The 20,183-nt window shown below is 75.3% G+C and carries 18 protein-coding genes; 3 read left to right on the forward strand and 15 right to left on the reverse strand.

All coding sequences use genetic code 11. From position 1 onward, the window contains the following. Nucleotides 1-6 precede the first annotated feature (6 nt). The 9 genes from ACFV9M_RS14675 to ACFV9M_RS14715 all read right to left on the reverse strand — a co-directional run bounded on the left by ACFV9M_RS14675 (nucleotide 7) and on the right by ACFV9M_RS14715 (nucleotide 9,171). The gene (locus tag ACFV9M_RS14675; RefSeq protein WP_385065668.1) at nucleotides 7-753 is read right to left on the reverse strand and encodes an arylmalonate decarboxylase; all 747 of its coding nucleotides are present in this window, start codon (nucleotides 751-753) and stop codon (nucleotides 7-9) included. Continuing rightward, nucleotides 750-1,508, reverse strand: a complete 759-nt coding sequence (locus ACFV9M_RS14680; RefSeq protein WP_385065665.1) for a hypothetical protein — start codon at nucleotides 1,506-1,508, stop codon at nucleotides 750-752. Before ACFV9M_RS14680 ends, ACFV9M_RS14675 begins: the two co-directional genes overlap by 4 nt. Then, nucleotides 1,505-2,431: an SDR family NAD(P)-dependent oxidoreductase gene (locus ACFV9M_RS14685; RefSeq protein ID WP_385065662.1), complete on the reverse strand. Its 927-nt coding sequence runs from the start codon at nucleotides 2,429-2,431 to the stop codon at nucleotides 1,505-1,507. The genes ACFV9M_RS14680 and ACFV9M_RS14685 overlap by 4 nt, the downstream gene beginning before the upstream one ends. Next, complete coding sequence (locus ACFV9M_RS14690) at nucleotides 2,428-3,408, reverse strand: hypothetical protein (protein WP_385065660.1); 981 nt, start codon at nucleotides 3,406-3,408, stop codon at nucleotides 2,428-2,430. Before ACFV9M_RS14690 ends, ACFV9M_RS14685 begins: the two co-directional genes overlap by 4 nt. After that, nucleotides 3,405-4,169, reverse strand: a complete 765-nt coding sequence (locus ACFV9M_RS14695) for a hypothetical protein (RefSeq protein WP_385065657.1) — start codon at nucleotides 4,167-4,169, stop codon at nucleotides 3,405-3,407. Before ACFV9M_RS14695 ends, ACFV9M_RS14690 begins: the two co-directional genes overlap by 4 nt. A 5-nt stretch (nucleotides 4,170-4,174) precedes the next feature. Continuing rightward, entirely contained in the window at nucleotides 4,175-5,365 is a 1,191-nt protein-coding gene (locus tag ACFV9M_RS14700) for a Rieske 2Fe-2S domain-containing protein (protein WP_385065655.1), read from the reverse strand. 38 nt (nucleotides 5,366-5,403) lie between these two features. Further along, nucleotides 5,404-6,447 carry an alpha/beta hydrolase family protein gene (locus tag ACFV9M_RS14705; protein ID WP_385065652.1) on the reverse strand — a complete coding sequence of 348 codons (1,044 nt, stop codon included), beginning with the start codon at nucleotides 6,445-6,447 and terminating at the stop codon, nucleotides 5,404-5,406. After that, complete coding sequence (locus ACFV9M_RS14710; RefSeq protein ID WP_385065649.1) at nucleotides 6,444-7,250, reverse strand: hypothetical protein; 807 nt, start codon at nucleotides 7,248-7,250, stop codon at nucleotides 6,444-6,446. The genes ACFV9M_RS14705 and ACFV9M_RS14710 overlap by 4 nt, the downstream gene beginning before the upstream one ends. A gap of 175 nt (nucleotides 7,251-7,425) precedes the next feature. Continuing rightward, nucleotides 7,426-9,171, reverse strand: a complete 1,746-nt coding sequence (locus ACFV9M_RS14715) for a nitrilase-related carbon-nitrogen hydrolase (RefSeq protein ID WP_385065646.1) — start codon at nucleotides 9,169-9,171, stop codon at nucleotides 7,426-7,428. 105 nt (nucleotides 9,172-9,276) lie between these two features. On the opposite strand from ACFV9M_RS14715, the gene ACFV9M_RS14720 reads away from it, so the two are divergent. Beyond that, nucleotides 9,277-9,570: a Dabb family protein gene (locus ACFV9M_RS14720; protein WP_385065644.1), complete on the forward strand. Its 294-nt coding sequence runs from the start codon at nucleotides 9,277-9,279 to the stop codon at nucleotides 9,568-9,570. 78 nt (nucleotides 9,571-9,648) lie between these two features. Here the strand turns inward: ACFV9M_RS14720 and ACFV9M_RS14725 are convergent, their stop codons facing one another. Beyond that, nucleotides 9,649-10,638 carry a hypothetical protein gene (locus ACFV9M_RS14725; RefSeq protein ID WP_385065641.1) on the reverse strand — a complete coding sequence of 330 codons (990 nt, stop codon included), beginning with the start codon at nucleotides 10,636-10,638 and terminating at the stop codon, nucleotides 9,649-9,651. 269 nt (nucleotides 10,639-10,907) lie between these two features. On the opposite strand from ACFV9M_RS14725, the gene ACFV9M_RS14730 reads away from it, so the two are divergent. Then, nucleotides 10,908-11,819, forward strand: a complete 912-nt coding sequence (locus ACFV9M_RS14730) for a hypothetical protein (protein WP_385065638.1) — start codon at nucleotides 10,908-10,910, stop codon at nucleotides 11,817-11,819. Between the two features lie 140 nt (nucleotides 11,820-11,959). Here ACFV9M_RS14730 and ACFV9M_RS14735 read toward each other — a convergent pair whose 3' ends face one another. The 5 genes from ACFV9M_RS14735 to ACFV9M_RS14755 form a co-directional block, all read right to left on the reverse strand. Next, complete coding sequence (locus ACFV9M_RS14735) at nucleotides 11,960-13,447, reverse strand: aldehyde dehydrogenase family protein (RefSeq protein ID WP_385065635.1); 1,488 nt, start codon at nucleotides 13,445-13,447, stop codon at nucleotides 11,960-11,962. Between the two features lie 31 nt (nucleotides 13,448-13,478). Next, a complete protein-coding gene (locus tag ACFV9M_RS14740; RefSeq protein WP_385065632.1) occupies nucleotides 13,479-14,690 on the reverse strand; it encodes an FAD-dependent oxidoreductase in 1,212 nt (403 codons plus the stop codon). After that, on the reverse strand, nucleotides 14,687-16,225 hold the full coding sequence (locus ACFV9M_RS14745) for an aldehyde dehydrogenase family protein (protein WP_385065630.1): 1,539 nt from the start codon (nucleotides 16,223-16,225) through the stop codon (nucleotides 14,687-14,689). Before ACFV9M_RS14745 ends, ACFV9M_RS14740 begins: the two co-directional genes overlap by 4 nt. Then, the gene (locus ACFV9M_RS14750) at nucleotides 16,222-17,505 is read right to left on the reverse strand and encodes an acyl-CoA dehydrogenase family protein (RefSeq protein ID WP_385065627.1); all 1,284 of its coding nucleotides are present in this window, start codon (nucleotides 17,503-17,505) and stop codon (nucleotides 16,222-16,224) included. The genes ACFV9M_RS14745 and ACFV9M_RS14750 overlap by 4 nt, the downstream gene beginning before the upstream one ends. Nucleotides 17,506-17,618: 113 nt before the next feature. After that, nucleotides 17,619-19,082, reverse strand: coding sequence for a flavin reductase (locus tag ACFV9M_RS14755; RefSeq protein ID WP_385065624.1), 1,464 nt, complete (start codon nucleotides 19,080-19,082; stop codon nucleotides 17,619-17,621). A gap of 267 nt (nucleotides 19,083-19,349) precedes the next feature. Between ACFV9M_RS14755 and ACFV9M_RS14760 the strand changes: the two genes are divergently transcribed. After that, nucleotides 19,350-20,135, forward strand: a complete 786-nt coding sequence (locus ACFV9M_RS14760; protein ID WP_385065621.1) for an IclR family transcriptional regulator — start codon at nucleotides 19,350-19,352, stop codon at nucleotides 20,133-20,135. Nucleotides 20,136-20,183: the final 48 nt, after the last annotated feature.

Raw genomic sequence — 20,183 nt, forward strand, 5'->3', positions numbered from 1 at the left:
GCGGGGTCAGTGTTCGCGCAGCAGGGTGCCCGCCCCCTCGACCTTGTCGTCGATGCCGTTGTCCCGCAGTGCCATCCACCAGGTGGCCGCGTTGATGGCGATGACGGGCAGGCCGAGCCGGTGTTCGGCGCGGTCGGCGAGGCGGACCATCGACAGGTTGGTGCCGCACTGCACGAGGGCGTCGACGTCGGGCAGGGCCGCGAGGCCGGTGAGCGCCCGGTCCAGTTCGGCCTCGGTGACGTGCGCGATGGACACGGCGGTGGGGCAGCGCAGGCCGGTGATGCCGGCCACCTCGAAGCCGATCTCGGTGAAGAAGCGCCGTACGTTGGCGTCGCCGACGGGCTGGTACGGCGTCACGATGCCGATGCGCCGGGCCCCGAAGAGGTGCAGGGCGCGCTCGCATGCCTCGGCTCCGGTGGCGACCTCAAGACCGGTGAGGTCGTGGATCTGCCGCACGAAAGCGCGGTTGCCCTCGATGCCGCCCCAGAAGGTCTCGGCGGACATGCCCATCACCATGTAGTCGGGTTCGCAGGTGAGGACGCGTTCGCAGGCGGCGCCGATCTCGTCGCGGATCTGCTCCAGCAGCCGGTTCATCCCCGCGTCGCCCGCCATGTTCTGGTCGCGGATGTGGATGCGGGAGAAGTGGGCGGTCACGCCCGGGACGGTCATGCCGTAGAAGTCGGGTTCCACGATGGTGTTGGTGCTCGGCGCGATCACGCCGAACTTGCGGCGCCAGCCCAGGGCGTCGGTCATGGGGTCACCGTCCGGTCGTCGTCGGCGGGGGCGGCCGGCCCGGGCGGGCCGGGCGGGGGCGGAGAAGCGGTGGCGGCGGGTGCGGCGGCCGGGCCGGGCAGGGCGGCGGCGAGCCGCCAGGCGGCGACCACCACGGCGGCCTGGGTGAGGGTGTTGCAGGACTGCTCCACCCACTGGAGGGCGACACTCTGGTCGGGCCGGGCGGCGAGCGGTCCGAGGACGTACATGCCCAGGAGCCAGATGCCGGCCGCCCCGGCGGCCCAGATGTCACCGGCCCCGCGGGCCAGGAGGATCAGCCGTACGGCGCAGACGGTGACGGCGGCGACGGTCAGCACGAGGGCGGGGGCCGTGGAGCGCAGGGCCAGGCAGACGGCGGCGGTGGCCGGCCAGAGCACGGCGAACGTCCACTCCAGCCGGCGGATCGCCGCGGGGGCGGGTGCGGGGGGCTGCGAGGCGGGCGGCGGCAGCCGCAGCAGGGCGAGGGCCAGCAGCAGGAAGCCCGCCGACAGCAGGGGGAACAGGGCCTTGTTGAGGGGTTGGAGGTCGGGGCCGTCGAGGGCCACGACCAGCTTCCACACCGCCTTGGACAGGCCGCCCGCCGCGATGAGCAGCGCGCCGCCGGCGGCCGTCAGGCGGCCGCGCCGTCCGGTGGCCGCGGCCGGGCGGATCAGGCGGACCGCGGCGGTCGCGGTCAGGGCGACGGGCACGAAGTCCTCGACGGCGAGGGAGAGCGGGTAGTCGGCGGGGTGGCTCATCGGTCCGTCTCCTCGGCGCGGCGGGGGCGGGCCGGGTCGCCGGTGCCTGCGCCGGGGCCGTCCGCGGGGGGCGGGTCGGGCATGACGTGGCGGTGCCGGAAGGCGGCCGTGGCGAAGCGGGCGGCGGCCTTGCGGCGGGTGAGCCAGGCGACGCGGCCGCCGTTGCGGGTGCGGCCCGACAGGACCTGGTCGGCGAGCCAGGGCGTCACGGTCTCGACCCGGTCCGCGAGGATGTCGAGGACCTTGCGGACGCGCGCGTACTCCTCGGGCGTGTAGCCGTGGGTGAGGACGTCGGTGACCACCATGCCGGGCGACAGCGCCATGGCGCGGACGTCGTGCGGTCGCCGCCGGGCCCGGTGGCGGAGGTCGGTCGCGAGCGCCTGCGTCAGGTAGGCGACGGCGCGTTTGGTGGCGCCGTAGGCGCCGAGACCGGGCAGCAGGCGGCCGTCGGAGCCGAAGCCCTCCATGTTCCAGACGCTGCCGCGTCCCAGGGCGAGGAAGCCGGCCGTGGCGACGGCCGAGCCGTGCGCGACGCCCAGCAGGTTGGCCTCGGTGACCGCGCGGGTCTCGGCGGCGGACAGCTCCCACAGGGGGCGGCGGGCGGTCGCCGCGCCGGCGTTGTTGATCCACACGTCGACGGTGCCGAAGGCGTCGAGTGCCGCGTCCCAGAGTGCGGCGAGCCGGTCGCGGTCGGTGACGTCGGCCGGGAGGCCGAGCAGCCGGCCGGGGGGCGCGTCGAGCGCGGCCAGCGCCGCCTCGACCGTCTCCGGGGCACGGCCGCACAGGGCGACCCGGCAGCCGCGGTCGAGGAAGGCGCGGGCCAGGCCGTGTCCGATGCCACGGGTGCCTCCGGTGACGACCACGACGGGGCCGGGGCCACCCTGAGCGGCCCGGACGGGGCCGGCGGGGCCCGGGGCGGTCATGCCGCGGTCCAGTCGAGGACGCCGTGGAGGACGGCGGACAGGATCTGTCCGGCGAACAGCTCGTAGGTGACGGCGAGGCGGCCGCCCGCGCCCATCCCGGGTGTCGCGTCGATGGCGAACTCGCGCCCCACGACCCGGACGTCGTCGCCGGCGAAGTGCCACACCGGGTAGTTCGCGCGGCCGAACGCCTGCGCGCTGCCCCAGGCGCCGGGGCCCTCCCAGAACTCGCGGGTGCCGTCGCGGCGGCGCACCACGGTGGTGTCCCGGTCCAGGCCGCCGCCGCTCCACCGGACGCGGTGCTCGGTGCGCAGCAGGTCCAGCGGGGTGAGGCGGTCCTCGACGCGGACCGTGCCGAGCGGCTTCTGGTCGGCGCCCCACGCCTCGCACTCTCCCGTGAAGGCGCCCGCCTCCTTGGTGGGCAGGATCCACGGGACGGGCCCGCAGCGGGTCTCCGCGGCCAGGTGGGCGGCGATCTCCTCCCGGGTGGCGGGGTCGGTGTCGTGGTCGGTGGTGCGCCGGTAGACGCCGTTGAAGCAGCCGACCACGGTCCAGCCCTGGTAGAGCATCGAGGAGTAGACCTGGGTGTCGCCGTCGGGCAGGACATGGTTCCAGGTGTTGAGGCCGACCTGCCAGCCGGGGCCGTAGTAGCGGGCGTCCACGAAGGAGCCGTAGGGCTGGCCGCTGCCGTGGAAGTCGGGGCCGCGGTAGAGGCGGCTGTCGTCGCCGTCGGTGACGCCGAAGGCGAACGGGGCGGCCAGCCGGAACCGGCCGGCCAGCGGGCCGCCGCCCTCCAGTCCGCCGTCCATGCGGTAGACGGTGGCGCCGTCGGCGTACTCGGAGGACCGGCGGATGTCCTCGAAGCCCTGCCAGGTGCCGGCGGCGTCGAACAGGGAGGGGCGGCCGTGCCACTCGCCGGTGATGCGCCGCTGCCAGTCGCTGGGGCCCTCGGCGGGGGCGGGTGCGGGGGTGTCGCTCATGCGGCGTCCTCCGGGGGGACGGGGCGGCCGGTGATGAGCAGGGCGCGCAGCGCGTCGGTGGTCCGCGCGCCGAGGAGCCGGTCCACCCGGTCCCACACGGGGTCGATCTCGCGGCTGAACAGCAGGGCGCGCACCCGGCGGTCGCGGTCGGCGAGGTCGGTGGCCTTGACCTCCTCGGCCGCCTCGGCGGGGAAGTCGGCGGCGAGGGCCAGCCAGTGGTCGAGGTAGGCCGTGGCAACGGGGCCGATCGCGGTGAGCGCGGCCTCGTCGGCCCGGTGGACGAGCATCCACGGCGACATCAGGGAGCGCTGGCGCGGGCTGATGTGCGCGGGGCTGAGCCCGGGCAGCGCCTGGGCGCGGGCGTGGTGCTCGGTGAGCGGCCCGTAGACCCGGTCGGTGTAGGCGGGGTGCGGGGCGAGGTCGGTGCGCTGCACCAGGTCGAGGTGGAAGGCGTAGGCGTCGCCGGTGCGGACGGCGTCCAGGGTGAAGTGCGGCAGCGGGCCGTCGGCGGCGCCGAAGGCGAACACCATGTGGCTGTCGAGGCCGACGGGGGGTACGACCAGGGAGATCCGGACGACGGAGGCGACGGGTCCGTCGCCGTGGAAGCAGCGTACGGAGCCGACCGGGCCGGGGAAGGCGGCGCCGGTCAACTCGGCCCAGGAGGTGGGGACCTCGTGCACGCCGGTGGCGGCGAGCAGGCGGTCCAGTACGGCGTCGGACAGGGCGGCGGAAGGGCTGGGCGGGGCGGGGGTGTCGGTCATGTCGGTCACTCGCTCTCCGGTTGCCCGGCGCTGTGTTCGGCGCCCTCGACGGTCGGGTGGAAGCCGTGCGCCTTCTGCTCCCAGGCGCGCGCGAACTCGGGCAGGGCACGGCGGCCCGGTGAGGGGATCACGGTCGAGGTGCGTTCGGGCACGTCGCCGGTGATGCGGTCGGCGGGGCCCACCGTCCAGCCCTTGGCGGCGAGTTCCTGCCGTTTGCGCCGGTAGGCCACGGAGATCAGGTCGGAGCGCAGGTGGAGTTCGGCGCCCAGGTCGGCGGGGAGGAGTTCGGGGCGGGTCCCGTCGACCACGGGGGCGTCCTGGCCGAAGATGCGGTGCACGCGCTTGCGGGCGTTGGCGTCGGCCCAGGAGCCGGTGAAGAAGTCGCGCAGGGCGACCCATTTGACCAGGGTGGTGGTCTCGTCGAGGGGGATGTTCGTGTCGTAGATGATCATGTTGCCGAAGGGCAGCCGCACATGCAGCTTGATCAAGTTGGGGAGCATCCAGCCCGCCGTGGTGACCACGGGGGGCCGCTCCTTGCCCTGGGAGACGCGGTCGGCGTAGAGCCGGGCCCACAGGCCCCTGGCGGCCGGCGGGTGCAGGGCGACGGTGGCGAACGCCGACCACTCGTCGGGCTGGTCGAGGGTGTACTCCTCGACCTCGGGGCGGTCGGGGTTGCCGAAGGCGCCCGCGTGCACGAAGGGGGTGTGGGCGATGTCGCAGCCGTTCTCCAGGATGCGCTCGTAGTTGGAGTGCCACAGGTACTCGCCGGTGACCGTGCGGAACCGGCCGCCGTCGGCGACCAGCTCGTCGAACTCGGGCCAGACGGGGATCGGCGGGCGCTCCTGCTCGGGCAGGTCGCCGAGGAAGACCCAGACGAAGCCGTAGCGTTCGCGCACCGGGTAGGAGTCGACGCGGGCCTTCTTCGGGATGCCGCGTCCGGGGAGGTTGGCGGGGATGGTGGTGCAGGCGCCCTCGGGGTCGAAGCGCCAGCCGTGGTAGGGGCAGACGACGCAGTCGCCGGAGAGGCTGCCCATCGAGAGGGCGGCGCCGCGGTGGGCGCACAGGTCGGACAGGGCGACGGGGGTGCCGTCCTGGGTGCGGTACAGCACCAGGCTCTGCCCCAGACAGACCACCTTGACGGGCTCGCGCCCGACGCGGTCGGCGAACTCGACCGCGTACCAGAAGTTCTTGAGCATGGCGGGGAGGCGCTCCTCGGGTCGTTCGGGGGTGGGTCTCAGCGGCGGCGCACGTCCAGCAGTCCGGGGTGCGGGGCGCCGAGCAGGTCGTCCAGGCGTCGGCCGGCGGACGCGTCGGCGCGCAGCCGGGACCGGCAGAAGTCGGTGACCAGGCGCCCGAGGAGGGCGCGGGGGGCGGTCCGGTCACCGGCGGCGGGCTCCAGGAAGCCGCGGGAGGCGGTGGGGTCGTACGGGTCGCAGGCGGTGAAGTGGCCGGCGCCGGCGAGCCGGGCCCAGGCGCTGGTGCCGCCCGCGTCCGGTACGGCCTCCTCGAAGGTGCGCAGCACCGGGTCCCAGGGGCCGCGGGCGGGGGTGTAGCGGTCGCTGCTGGCCGCGATGACACCGTCGTGCTCGCCGGACAGCAGCAGGACGGACGGGCCGGGGCCGACGGGCAGGACGGTTCCCTCGGGCCAGCCCAGCAGGCCGGCGACCAGGGTGTGGGCGGCGTAGGCGAACACCGCGCGGACGCCCGGGGTGAGGGCGGCGGACTGGAGGGCGACGGTGCCGCCCGCCGAGTGGCCGCCGAGGGCCACCCGGTCGAGGTCGAGCAGGCCGTCGAGCGGGGGCCGCCGGCCGAGGTCGCGCAGGGCGCCCAGCAGGGCGCCGATGAGCGGGCTGGTCGGTCGTGTGCCCCAGCCGGCGGGCGAGGCGGCCTCCAGGTCGACGGCGGGGGTGAGTCCGTGGCTGCCCGCGAAGAGCTCCCCCACCAGGTCGGCGGTGACCGCGACCAGGCCGGCCCGTGCCAGGGCGACGGCGAGCCACCGGTAGGCGTCCTGGCCGACGTTGATGCCGGGCAGCAGCACGACCACCGGGTAGGGGGCACCGGCCGGGTCGGCGGGGATCTCCCCGGTCAGTCGTTCGGTGTCGGAGCCGGTGGGCCGGGCCGGGTGGAAGACGCGCAGGTGGGCGGTGTCGAAGGGCTCTTTCAGGCCCGGCACGCGGCATGCCCACCACAGGGCGCGCACGGGTGCGGCGGTGTCCCCGTCCGGGTGGGCCGGATGGTCCGGATGGTTCGGATGATCCGGGTGTGCGGTGCCGGTCATCTCGGCCTCGGCAGTGTGCGGTCGCCGCCCCACAGGCCCCGCACCAGCCGGTCGGTGGTCTCCTGCCCGAAGTAGCGCACGCCCATCACGTTGGCCGGGTCGCGTTCGGCGATGTTGCGTCGGGTGGCCAGGTCGGCGGCGGCGAGGGCGGGCCGCTCGTCCTCGGGGACGGTCTCGGCGGCGTCGACCCAGCCCAGCCAGCGGTCCACGTGGGCGTGGGTGAGGCGGCGCACCAGGCCGATGTGCTCCTCGTCGCGCGGCAGGCTGTAGCAGTGGGCGGTCGGGGAGAGACTGGCGCGGATGAACCCGGCCCGGCTGGTGAACCACTCCAGCCGCGGATGGCGCTCGCGGACCTCCAGCCACTCCGCGTCCAGCGGCGCGTAGTAGCGGTCGTAGTAGGGGCCGTCGGCGAGCAGGTGGGCGCGGGGGACGGAGTCGAGGTAGAACCAGCCGCCGGGCCAGCACAGCAGGGCGACGGCGAGGTGGGGGACGCGGACCTGCGGTCCGAGCCACACGGTCAGGTGGAGGTTGGCGAACCCCCGGGTGGGGTTGCCCAGCCAGGAGTGCACCATCCAGTCGACCTCGGGCCCGCTGTAGGCGGCCAGGGAGCCGCCGGGGCTGTCGGGCGGGTTGCCGTAGTCGTCCAGGGCGAGCGTGGAGGGGTCGCGGGTCAGCCGGAAGCGGGCGTCGATCTTCTGCTTCAGTTCCGCCAGCAGTTCCTGCCACTGGTGGAAGGTCTCGGTGACGTCGGTGACGGGTGCCGCGTCCGTCATGTCCTGCACGGCCTTGAGGGTCTCGGCCATCACGCTCCTCGGGGGCGACTGTGGGCGGGAGGGGGTTCGATCAGGGCGTGCGGGCGCCTGGGGTGTGGTGTGGTCCGGGTGTGGTGTGGTCCGGGTGTGGTGGTGGTCGGGGACAGCGGTGGTCGGGGACGGCGGTGGTCGGGGGGCGATCCGGGCGTGCGGGGTGCGGGCGTGATCAGGGTGTGCGGGCCGTGGGTTCGGGGGCGGTCAGGGCGCCGGACAGGCGCCAGGGCCGGCCGTCCACGAGGTCGGTGCGGCGCGAGACCAGGCGGCGGGTGGCCTGTTCGGGGAAGACGGCGGCCAGGGTGAGGGGGCCGTCGGCGAGGGTGGTCGCGGGGTGGCTGATCCGGCCGGTGAAGCCGCCCTCGCGGCTCTGCCAGAGGCCGAAGTCCGCGGGCAGGGCGTGGACGGCGCCCTCGCCGTGGCCGGCGGCCACCACGTTCATCCGGTTCTCCGCGGCGCGTTCGGGCAGGCCGAGGGTGCGTTCCCAGGGTTCGGCGCCGCTGTAGCAGACGGCGACGGTGTCGGCGCCGGAGAGCGCGGCGAGCCGGAACGTCTCCGGGTGGACGGCGTCGTCCCCCACCACCAGGGCGACGCGGCCCCAGGGGGCGTCATGGGTGGCGGGCGGGGCGGGCCGGTCGGCGGCCCAGCCGGAGTGCCGTGCGCTGGAGTGGAGTTGGGGCACGCGCAGGACCGGGCCGCCGGCGCCGAGCAGGAGACCGGTGTGGACTCCGGCCTCGGGCAGGGTGCAGGCGAGCAGGGCGTCGGTGCCGGCGAGCGCGTCGGCCAGCTGTCGCAGGGCGGTGGCCGCGAGGGCGGGGTCGGGAGCGCCGCCGACGGGCGCGGCTCCGCCGGGGCAGAGGAAGAGCTCGGGCAGGACCAGCAGCAGCGCTCCGGCCGCGGCCGCGCGGGAGGTGAGGGCGACGGCGTCGCGGAGCGCGCCCGGTCCGTCGCCGCCCGGGCGCAGCACCGCCGCGGTCACGGCGTCGGCGCGGGTGCCGGGGAACGGTGGCGCGGGGCGCGGCGCGCTGGCGATCGGCGTGTAGAGCCAGGGCCGTCGGGCGGCGAAGACGTCGGTGCCGTCGGGACGGCGTTTGTCGTCGGCGGCGGCCGGTTCGATGTCGGCGACCACCACCGCCTCGCCGGTACGGGGGGCCTCGGCGGCCACGCTGCCGTCGGGGCGGACGATCTGGCTGCCGCCCGCCCCGTGCAGCGCCTCGGGCGGGACGCCGAGTCCGGAGGCGACGGCGGCGAGGTGGGCGTCGGGGATCAGCGGGCCGACCTTGTTGGCGGCCACCACCCACACCTTGTTCTCGGCGGCCCGGACCGGGATGTGCAGCGAGGCCTCGTCGAGGGCGAAGGAGTTGAGGCTGTTGAGCAGGATCTGGGCTCCGCGCAGCGCCAGGCCCCGGCACACCTCGTTGATGACGCCCTCCATGCAGGAGTAGAGGCCGAGCCGGCCGAGGGGCGTGTCGAGGACGGGGCCGGTCTCGTCCGCGGGGTCGAGGTGGTCGTTCTCGCTGCCCATCAGGGTCTGTTTGTCGGCGCGGCCGAGCAGGGCGCCGTCCGGCCCGAACAGCAGGCTCGCCGCGGTGATGCGCATGCCGTCGGGGCGGCCGTTCGGCCCGGTGGCCGGGGTCGCCAGGGTGACGTGCGCCTTCACGTGCACGCGGTGGCCGGCCGCCGCGTCCGCGACCGAGGTCAGGAACGGGTCTCCGGGCCGGCAGGCGGCGTCCAGCGCGTGGGCGCGGTCGCGGTACCAGGAGAGGTGGTTGCAGAACTCGGGCAGGACGACGAGGTCGGCGCCCCAGCCGGCGGCGGTGTCGATGGCGCGCAGGACGGCGGCGAGGTTGGCGGCGCGGTCCTCCCCCACGGCGAACTGGGCCGCAGCCACCCGAACGGAGCCGGCGACGAGGGCCATGGATCCTCCTGTGGTTCCCCTAGCGGAACAGCGTTTCCTCAACATACACTCGCGGCCACCCCCGCGACAGAGGGGACGTCACGATCCGATACCGGAGGATCAACCGTGCTCACCCATGTCGTCCTGATGCGGTTCACCGATCCGTCCGACGCCCCGGAGGCCCGGCGGCGGCTGGCCGAACTCGCCCCTCAGGTACCGGAGATCCGGTCCGTCGACCTCGGTCTGGACGTCGTCGGATCGCCCGTGTCGTACCACCTGTGCATGATCACGCGGCACGACGACGCGGCCGCGCTCGGCGCCTACCAGCGGCACCCGCTCCATCTCGCGCTCGCCTCCTGGCTGCGGCCCCGTCTGGCGGACCGGGCCGTGGTCGACCATCTCGACGAGGGCGACGGCTGACCCGGTCACCGGGGAGCGGAGAACGGGGAGCGGGGAGCGGGCGGGGTGCCGCGCACGGGTCGCGGCACCCCGCCGTCGTCAGTCCCCGGAGCCGGCGAGGGTGGTGACGGTGCCCGCCGCCAGCAGCGACCGGTAGTACGCCCCGCCCGGGTAGTAGGTCGCGGTCGTCGCGCCGGAGAAGGCGTCCGCGGCCCAGCCGACGGCCAGCGTCTGCAACGCCGTGACGTTCTGGGGCCGCGGGGTGCCGCAGGGCAGCGAGCCGACGGCGTCGGTGGTGGCGCCCTCGGCGTCCACATGGGAGCCGGTGGTCAGTTCGACGCCGACGAAGGGCGAGTCCGCGTAGGCGTCGCGCAGCGCGGTGGTGCCGCTGGCGTCGCTGTTGCAGAGGTAGGGCGGTGAGGAGATGGTGCGCACCGGCAGCGGGGTGGCCGCGAGGGCGGTCAGCGAGGCCGTGGTGTTGTCACCGATCGCCGAGGCGACCGGGTCGAGCAGTACGAGCCCCTTGAGCCGGGCGAAGGCGGCGGGCGCGGTGCTGCGGAGCCGCTGGGCCACGTAGGCGACGGCCTCGCCGCCCGCGGAGTGGCCGGAGAACAGCAGGGACGAGGGCAGCGTGGATCCGCCGCGGCCGGCGAGCGCGGCGGCGCGCGCGTGGCTGCTCGCCAACCGCCCGGTGGAACTGGTCGAGTCGGCGAACCAGCCGGCCACGTTGTTCAGGAACGGCTTGTTGTTGCCGAGGTTCTGCAGCGTGCACCCGAAGAGATCGGCGCTGGGCAGGGTGGGGACGAACACCAGGTAGCCGGCGGCGGCGTAGTGCTCGGCGAGATCGCCGAGGTGGGCCCCGGAGCGGGCGAAGCCGTGCTGGAGCCAGACCAGCCCCTTGGGCGTGCCGGACGGGAAGTACCAGTCGGCGTCCGGGTGGTACGTGAACGCGGCGCAGGAGACGTCGACGGTGGTCGACACCGCGGTGACGGATCCGGCCGCGTGGGCGGGCGACGGGGCGGCCACGGCCAGCAGGGCCGCCGCGACGGCGGTCGGAGCAAGCGTTCTCAGGCGGGGGAGCAGGCGCACGAAGGCCTCCGATCCAGGACGGCCGTTTCCTTGATGGAAACAGTGTTCCGCACTGACGTGAAGCAGATGACAGCGAAGACCCCCCGCCGCTGTCAAGAGCCTGCACCCGCGGCGCACTCGGCGGTGACCCCGGTGCGCCGATTGTGACGTGCGGTAACCCAAATGTTTCGCGGCATCCGGCTCCGACCCCTGGCAGAGCGTCCCCCTGAGTGGAACTCTGTTTCCCATCAAGGAACGCCCATCCCTCCCCCTCTTCGTTCGGAGAGCCCGTGAGAAACCACCGAGGGCACCTGCTGATCCCCCTGCTGGCCCTGCTGGCGGCGCTGTTCGCCGCCCCCGCGCCCGCGTCGGCGGCGTCCGCCGTCGCGTCCTACCGGACCGTCGTCGACGGCGACGACGCCGACGTGTACCACCCGACCGGCACCGCCACCGGCCTGCCCGTCGCGCTGCTCCTCCAGGGCGCGAAGGTCGGCCGCTCCCACTACGCCGGCTACGCGTCGGCGATCGCGGCGCAGGGCTTCGTGGTCGTGGTGCCCGACCACTACCGGCTGATGCTCTTCGAGTACGAGCGCTACGCCGCCGTGGACCAGGTCACCGACACGGTCGCCTGGATGAAGGACGAGAAGTACGACGCCACGTCCCCGCTGTACAAACGCATCGACAGCGGCACACTGGCGCTGCTCGGACACTCCTTCGGCGGTGCCGCCGGACTGTCGGCCGCCGAGGACGCGTGCAGCCTGGTCTTCTGTCCCGCGCTGAGCTTCAGCCTGCCCGGCCAGGTCAAGGCCGCGTCCTTCTACGGCACCAACAACGGCCTGCTCGGCCTGATCTTCGCCGACGTCGACAACCGGATACCGGTGCAGCTGGTGCAGGGCGCGGTGGACGGCATCGCCGCCCCCGCCGACGCGGAGAAGACCTACGCGCACCTGCTGAACACGCCGAAGCAGATCGTGCGGGTCGCCGGCGCCAACCATTACGGCATCACCGATGTCCAGAACCCCTCCCCCGCCGAGGCCGAGACGTCCGCCCAGACGCTCACCCAGGCCGCGAGCATCGAGGTCGCCGCCCGCTGGGCGGGCCGCTTCCTGCTGGCCCAGCTCGGGGACGACGCCGCGGCCGACTACGTGTGGCGCACCGGCGACGCCTCCGACACCGGCGTGACGGTGACCGGCGCGCCGTGAACGACTCCTCCCGGTGACCGGCGCGCCGTGAACCGTCGCCCATCCGGTGACCGGCGCGCCGTGCACCGCTCCGTCCGGTGAACGGCTCCCTTCCGGTGCCGGCGCGCCGTGAACCGCCGCCCACCCGGTGCCGGGCGTGGTCAGCCCGGTACCGGGTAGGCGCCCGGCGCCATGCCGCCGCCCCCGCCGCGGAAGGCCGCCGGGGCGTGTACGACGCACGGCTGCACGTACTCCTCCAGCCCCTGCGGGCCGTACTCACGGCCGTGCCCGCTGCGCTTGACGCCCCCGAAGGGCGCCCGCAGGGACATGCCGGTGCGGTTGTGGGTGTTGACGAAGCAGAATCCGGCGTCCAGCCGGCGGGCGAGCGCGAAGGCGCGGTCCTCGTCGGCGCTCCACACCGACGCGCCCAGGCCCAGCTCACCGGCGTTCGCCCGGGCGACCACCTCGTCCTCACCGTCGTAGGCCAGCACCGGCAGCAGCGGTCCGAACTGCTCCTCGCGGACCACGGGCGCGTCGTCGGCCACCCCGGTCAGCAGCAGCGGCCGGACGAAGTGACCGGCCGCCAGGTCGGTGTCCGGGCACACCTCGCCCAGCGGCAGCGCACGGGCGCCCCGGCGCACCGCGTCCGCCGCGAGCGCGGCGAGCCGGCCGGCGGACCCGGCCGTGATCACCGGCCCCACGGTCACCCCGGGCCGCAGCGGATCGCCGAGGCGGACGACACGGGCGGCGGCCGCGGTGAGCGCGGCCACGCAGCGGTCGTGGGCCGAGCGCGGCACGTAGAGGCGTTTCACCGCCATGCAGACCTGCCCGGCGGTGGCCAGCACGGCCATCACCAGCCGGTCCATGGCCTCGTCGCTCAGATCGGCGTCGTCCAGCAGGACCGCCGGGTCGTTGCCGCCCAGCTCCATGGTGGTCGGGGTCAGCGCGGCGGCGGCGAGGGCGCCGACGGCGCGGGCGGCCCGCTCCCCGCCGGTGAAGGCGACCTTGTAGACGCCCCGGTGTCCGACCAGGGCGGCGGCCGTCTCCTCATGGCCGTGCAGGGTGTGCAGCAGGCCGGGCGGGAAGCAGGACGCCACGGCCCGCAGCAGGGTGTCGACGGCGAGCGGGGCGAGCGGGGAGGGCTTGACCAGCAACGCGTTCCCGGCCACCAGGGCGGGGGCCAGTTTGAGGACGGTGAGGATCACCGGCGCGTTCCACGGGGTGAGCGCGGCCACCGGACCGTACGGGCGCCGGCGCACGGTGAGCCGCCCCTGCGCGTCGTCGGTGTGCCGGTCGGCGAGCAGCGGCGCGGCGGCGTCCGCGTACCAGCGCAGCACCACCGCACAGAAGGCGATCTCGCCCTCGCAGTCGGCGAGCGGTTTGCCCGACTCCCGGGCCAGCAGGACGGCGGCGGCCGGCGCCTGCTCCTCCAGGACCTGGGCGGCGTGGCGCAGGGCGGACGCGCGCCGCTCCACGGGCTCGGCGGCCCACGCCCGTGCGGCCGCGCCCGCCGCCGTCACCGCGCGCCCGACCTCGTCCGGACCGGCGACCGGCACCGTGCCGACGAGGTCGGTCACGCGGGCCGGGTTGTGACGCTCTATCAGCGCTTGGTCGTCATGCCGTACCGGGTCCAGGTGCGGGTCGGCCACGGTCTCTCCTCGGGTCGGCGCGGTCGGCCGGTCAGGAGACGGGCCGCAGCGAGGCGATCATCGAGCTGCGCAGCAGGGCGCGTCGCGCCCGTACGGGATCGGCGGCCGTCGCACGCAGGTCGGCGACCACCTCGGCGCGCAGGCGCGGGTCGCGGGCGCGCAGCCGCTCCCAGTTGCGGTGGGCCTGCGCCCCGACGTAGGTGAGGGCGCAGGCGCGGCGGTCGGCGGCGGCCCGGTCCAGGGCGGCCTCGGCCCCCGGCTCGCCGCGGACGACCGCGGCCAGGGCGGTGCCGAGCAGGACGGCGTCGTGGATCCCGCTGTTCATGCCCATCCCGCCGAGCGGGTTGTTGACGTGGGCGGCGTCGCCGCACAGCAGCACCCGGCCGTGCCGGAAGGCGGCCGCCACGCGCTGGTGCACCCGGTACAGGCTCGCGTGCGCGACCCGCCACGGGGCGCTCGCGCCGGCGCCGGCGTCGGTGCGCAGGCGGGCCAGCCGGTCCGGCAGACGGGCGAGTTCGACGTCGTCGGGGACGCCCTCGGCGGTGGGCAGCAGCACCCGCCAGTGGTCGGGGGTGCGCAGCAGGACGAGCCACTCGTCGGGGTCGAGGACGTAGGCGATGGGCGCGAGGCCGGGGAGGTGGGCCGTCAGGTCCTCGTCCAGGGAGGCGACGAGGAAGCGTTCGGGGTACGTCATCCCCTCGAAGGCCACGCCCAGAGCGTGCCGTACGGCGGAGTGGGCGCCGTCGGCGGCCAGCAGGTGTCCGCCCCGCACGGTGCGGCCGTCCGCGAGTTCGGCGGTGACCCCGTGCCCGTCCTGGCGCACCCCGCACACTCGCGCCCCGAACGTGACGCGGGTGTGCGGCAGCGCGGTCAGGGCCCGCAGCAGCAACGGGGTGAGCTTGCTCTGCTCGCACTGCACGCGGTACGGGTACGGGGTGTCCGCCCGCAGCAGCGCCAGGTCGAGCTCGGCGACCGGGCCGGAGTGCCGGTCGCGGTACTGGAAGGTGCGGGCGACCAGGCCGCGGGCGAGCAGGCCGTCCACGACGCCGAGCTCGGCGAGCATCTCCAGGGTCGGCGGGTGGAAGGTCGACGCGCGGGACTCCGCGGCGAGGGAGGTCCCCGCCTCCAGGACGGTGACGGCGACGCCCGCGCGGGCCAGCACCAGCGCGGCGGTGAGTCCGACGGGTCCGGCGCCGGCCACCAGGACGGGCTCCCCGGGTGCGGGGCCGGCGTGGGCGGTCACGGGGTGTTCCCCTCGGCCGGGGCCGGGAGGTGCAGGGCGAATCCGTTCTCGACGCCCGTGACGCGGGTGCCGGTGAAGTGCAGCAGGGTCTCGTCGGTGCCCTCGTCCACCAGGCCGGACGCCCCCCACGCGGGGCGCGGGGTGTCCTGGTGCAGGCTGAGCACGGAGGAGCCGTTGACCTTGACCTCACCGGCCCGGATGCGGGCGGCGACGGCCAGCGCGGCTTCCTCGTCCGTGCCCGTCACGTAGGCCTCCAGGCCGTATCCGGTGGCGTTGGCCAGGTGCACGGCCTCGTCGAGGTGCTCGTAGGGGTGCACGGTGGCGACCGGGCCGAAGATCTCGGCGCGGGCCCGCTCCTCGGGCGCGCCGGTGATCAGGGTCGGGGCCAGCCAGTTGCCGCGTTCGGGCAGCGGGGTGCAGGAGTGCTCCTTCGCCCCGAGTCCGGTCAGCGTCCGTGTCGCGGCCAGCGCGGCACCGCGGTGGCGGGAGTGGGCGAGCGGTCCGTAGCCGGTCGCGGGGTCCAGGGGGTCCCCGGCGCGCAGTGCGGACAGCGAGGCGCCGATGGCTTCGAGGAGTTCGCCCGTGCGTCCGGCCGGCACGACGAGCCGTCCCAGGGCGCGGCACCACTGGCCGTTGAGGGTGGTGAGCAGGTCCACCGCGATCCGCGCGGCGGTGTCGGTGTCCGCGTCCGCCATGACCACCAGGGCGTTGTTGCCGCCGAGTTCGAGCTGGGCCGGTTTGAGGGCGTGGCCGCAGGCGGCGGCGACCTCGCGGCCGGCCGGGGTGCCGCCGGTGAAGGAGACCGCCCGCACCCGGTCGTCGGCGACCAGGCGGGCGCCGGTCGCGCCGTCGCCGTGCAGGAGTTGCAGCACGGCCGGGGGCGCGCCCGCCTCGGCGAGCGCCGCCGCGGCGGTCTCGACGAGCATCTGAGTGCCGTACGGGTTGAGTTCGGGTGCCTTGACCAGCACGGGGCAGCCCGCGGCCAGGGCGGAGGCCGCCTTGTGGGCGGCCATCGGGGCGGGGGCGTTGTAGGGCACCACGCACAGGGCGGGCCCCAGCGCCTCGCGCCGGACGGTGACGCGGCGGCCGTCGGGCCGGACGGCGTCGGCGCGCAGCACGGAGGCCCGCAGCCGTGCGGCGGCGAGCCGGAACGCGCCGCCGAGGATCACGCCCAGGAGGCCGGTCTGCGCGACGGGCACGCCGCTGCCGAAGGCCTCGGCGCGGGTGATGTCGTGCGCGCGCCGGTCGACGGCGGTGGCCGCCGCGTCGAGCAGGTCGGCGCGTTCGGCGTCGGGGCGGCCGGCCCAGTCGCCGCGGCGGTGGACGCGGTCGGCGGCGTCGAGGGCGGCCTCCAGGCGGGCGTCGGTGCTGCCGCGCAGGGCGTCCAGCTCCTCGCCGGTGACGGGGATCTCGCGGGGCGGGCCCGGGATCGACGGGCAGGGTGCGCCGCGGCCGTCGACCAGGTCGGCCATCGGGGCGGGCGTGAACGGGACGGGAGCGTGTGGGGTGGGCGGGGCGGGCCGGGATCCGTTCATCGGCCGCGCTCCACGGTGGCGAACAGGGCGTTGGCACGGTCGTCGGAGACCATCTTGGCCGCTTCGAGACGCCCGCGTTCGGCGGGGAAGGTCATCACCAGTCCCATGGCCAGGTCGCGCAGGGTGCGCCCGATGATCCCGTCGAGGGTGGCGCCGGAGGTGCCGCAGGCCTTGAGCGCCCCGAGCGCCACGTCGAAGCACGCCTCGGTGACGGACCCCTTGCCCAGCCGCCACTGCCGGAAGACGTCGGGTTTGGGCCGCAGCGGGGGTTCGGAGGTCTCCAGCTCCAGCTGGCGGCGCAGCCACAGGTAGGCGGTCTCCAGGCGCTGGGTCATGTCGCCGATGAGGACCTGGTGCATGGGGCTGCTGGCGATGGGCCGCCCGGTGTCGGCGAAGGACTGGGTGGTGAGCCGGTCCAGGGTGTGGTCGTAGACGGCCTGGGCGGCGCCGGTGTACACGGCGGCGATGGCGAGCTGGTTGCCGACGAAGCTGCCGCGGCTCATCCGGAGCATGCGGGTGAAGGCGCCCGGCAGGGTCAGCGCGTCGTCGTCCGGCACGGTCACGCCGTCCAGCCGGATGCCGTGGTTGGCGCTGCCCCGCATGCCGATGCCGTTCCACGGTGTGCGGGAGGAGACGCCGGGCGCCTCGCGCTCCACGAGGAACAGGGCGAGTCCGTCACCGCCGTCGACGCCGTCCAGGCGGGCGGTCACGAGGTAGAGGTCGGCGACCCCGGTCGCGCAGCCGAAGGACTTCTCCCCGTCGAGCCGCCAGCCGTGCGCGGTGCGCCGGGCGGTGGTGGCGATGGCGATGTTGGCCTCGGAGCTCTTGACGGACTCGCTGGCGAAGTTGCCCAGCCAGGAGCCGCCCGCCATCACCTTCAGCACGCGCTCGGCGAACGCCGTGACCTCGGGGATCTCGGCGTCGTCGAACAGACCCGCGCGGACGGCCTCCAGCGGGAGCAGCCCGCGGGAGGCACTGGTGTTGTGGAAGAAGTAGGCGAGCGCGGTGGAGGGGCAGGCGGTGCCCATGGCGTACGTGGCGGCCGCCAGGTCGCGCAGGGTGCCGCCGAGACCGCCGTACTCCTCGGGGACGACCAGGCCGAGCAGCCCGTTCTCGCGCAGCAGGGCCACGTGGCCGCGGGGGAACTCCCCGGCGGCGTCGGCCTGGGCGGCGGCCTCGCGCAGGGCCGGCAGGACGGACTCGACACGTCGGGCACGGTCCTGCTCGGCCGGGGTCATGCCATCGATGAGACGCTCGCCGGTCAGGCGCTGTGCGGTCATGCGTCGACTCCTTGGTGCGGACGGCGGGAGGGGTTTGGCGGGTGCGGGTGACCGGCCGGCCCGGCGGCTTCCCGCGAGGAGGGGATGCGGGGCTCGGCTTCGGTCGGGGAGGCTCACGCCGGCCGGCGGGGGCGCCCGCGGCGCACGAGGCGGGTCAGTTCGTCGCGGCACCGGGCGAGCGCCGCGGACTCGACGGCCGTGTCCACGCCCATGCGGGAGCACAGCAGCAGCAGGCGTTCGGTGTCCAGGGTGCCGTCGCAGCCGCCGAGTGCCGTGTCGAAGTGGCGGATGCCGCTCTTCATCGCGGTGAGCGCGTTGACCAGGCCGAGGCCGTGGTCGTCGCGCAGGCACAGCCGCAACGGGACGGGACCGGCGACCTGGACGGCGTCCTGGAGCAGCGTGCGCAGGTGCAGGGGCGAACTCGGCGCCGGTGCCGCGCCCCCGGCGGCGGGCGCCGCCTCCTCCAGCGCGATCTCGTCGCACCCCGCGTCGCGCAGAGCGGCGACCAGGTCGAGCACCGCGGCCGTGCGCGCCGGGTCGAGGGCGCGGGGGACGCGGCCGACGGCCGTGCCCGCGCCGGCGACGGCGGACACCAGGGCCGGCAGGTCGGCGGGGGCGACGCCGTCGGCCGCCGGGGCGGCGCTCGTGGCGCCGGGGGCCGTGGGACGGTCGGCGCTCGTGACGCCAGGGCCCGTGGGACGGTCGGCGACCGTGACGCCAGGGCCCGTGGGACGGTCGGCGACCGTGAACTCCACCGTCACCGGTCCCGCCGCGACCGCCGCCGTGGCCTCTGCCGGACCGGCGACCAGGACCGAACGCGGCGGGAGCCGCCCCGGGGACGTCCGGGTCAGGGCCGTCCGGGCCGAGGACGTGTGGGCCGGGGACGTGCGAGCCGGGGACGTGCGAGCCGGGGACGTGTGAGCCGAGGACGTGTGGGCCGGGACCGGCCCGGTGTCGGACAGCCGTACCCGTACCCCGGCGTCACCGAGGGCCTCCAGCAGCCGGGCCGAGGCGCGGCGGGGTGCTCCGGCGAGGGCGAGCCGTTGGGCGGTGCCGGTGTCGGCGACGGTGACGCGGTCGGGCAGCGGGTCGGCGACCTGGCCCCAGGAGCGGGAGTGGAACAGCAGGGGCGGGACCAGGCGGGGCACGCAGGCGTCGACGACCTCGCCGACGAAGATGGTGTGGTCGCCGCCCGGATAGGCGTGCCGGACACGGCAGTCGATCCAGGCCGCGGCGTCCGCGAGCACGGGGCTGCCGGTGACCCGCGGCCGCCAGTCACCGCCCGCGAAGCGGTCCTCGACACCCGGCTCCAGGCCGGCGAACCGCCGGCCGAGGCCGATGTGGTCGCGGCCCAGCACGCTCACCGCGAAGACGCCGTGCTCCTGGATCAGGCGGTGGGAGCGGATGCGCCGGTCCGTGCAGACCAGGACGAGAGGCGGATCGAGACTGAGACTGCAGAAGGAACTGGCGGTCATGCCGTGCCGGCCCAACGCGCCGTCGGTGGTGACGATCGCGACGCCACTGGGCCAACGCGACAGCGTCTGCCGGAACGTTGACTCGTCGACGGCGGCTCGCATCAGGCCTCCCGGCGGTGGTGGACGGGACGGGTGCGGCCGGAGTGCTCCCCCGGCGGGTCGGTCGCCTTCGACCCCCGCCCCACATGTTTCCTCTAGCGGAACGATGTCACGATGAGCGTAACGACGGCCTTCTCCCGGTGTCAATGCCGAACGGTGACGACGAGGCGATCGCGTTTCCCTTGGGGAAATCCTGCCCCTATGCTGGGCCTCGGTCGGCGGAGCCGCCCCGACCGGCCCCCCACGGCCCCGCACCGCAGAAGGAACCGCGTGAGCGAGGAGAACAGCAGCAGGTCGATCGCCGCCGTCGAGCGGGCCATGGACGTACTCCTGCTTTTCGGCCGCAGTGGCCGTCCGGACCTCGGCGTCACGGAGATCGCGCAGGAACTCGACATCACCAAGGCGGTGGTGCACCGCATCCTGACCGCCCTGCGCAACCGGGACCTGATCATCGCCGACCCGGTGACCCGGCGTTACGCCCTCGGCCCGGCCGCGATCTCGCTGGGCCGCGCCTACCTGGCCCGCACCGACCTGCGCATCATGGCCGCGCCCGAACTGCGGCGGCTGGCCGCCCAGTGCGGCGAGACGGCCACCCTGTCCATCCGGCGCGGCGACACGCGGCTCTACGTCGACCAGGTCGTGCCGGAGCAGGAGCTGCGCATCGAGGTGGCCCTCGGGATCCCGTTCCCGCTGCACGCCGGCAGTTCCTCCAAGGCGGTGCTCGCGTTCATGCCGGAACCCGAGATCGACGAGTATCTCGGCCGGCACGAACTGGAGCCGCTCACCGAACGCACCATCACCGACGCGGCCAAGCTGCGCAAGGAGCTCGCGACGATCCGCAGGCGCGGCTACGCCACGTCCGTCGGCGAGCGCGAGGCCGGCTCCGCCTCGGTCGCCGCGCCGGTGCTGGGCCACGACGGCCATGTGGTGGCCGCGCTCAGCGTGGCCGGGCCGCTGAGCCGCTTCAAGCCGCGCATGGCCGAGTGCGTCCCGCTGCTGCTGTCGGCGGTGGAGCGGCTGTCGGCGGAGTTCGGGCACCGGCCCGGCGCCACGTGAGCGCACCGGGGCCGGGGCGCCCGCTTCACGACCGCTTCATATGACCCC

It is taken from the genome of Streptomyces sp. NPDC059895 (assembly GCF_042731035.1).
Classification (GTDB): domain Bacteria; phylum Actinomycetota; class Actinomycetes; order Streptomycetales; family Streptomycetaceae; genus Streptomyces.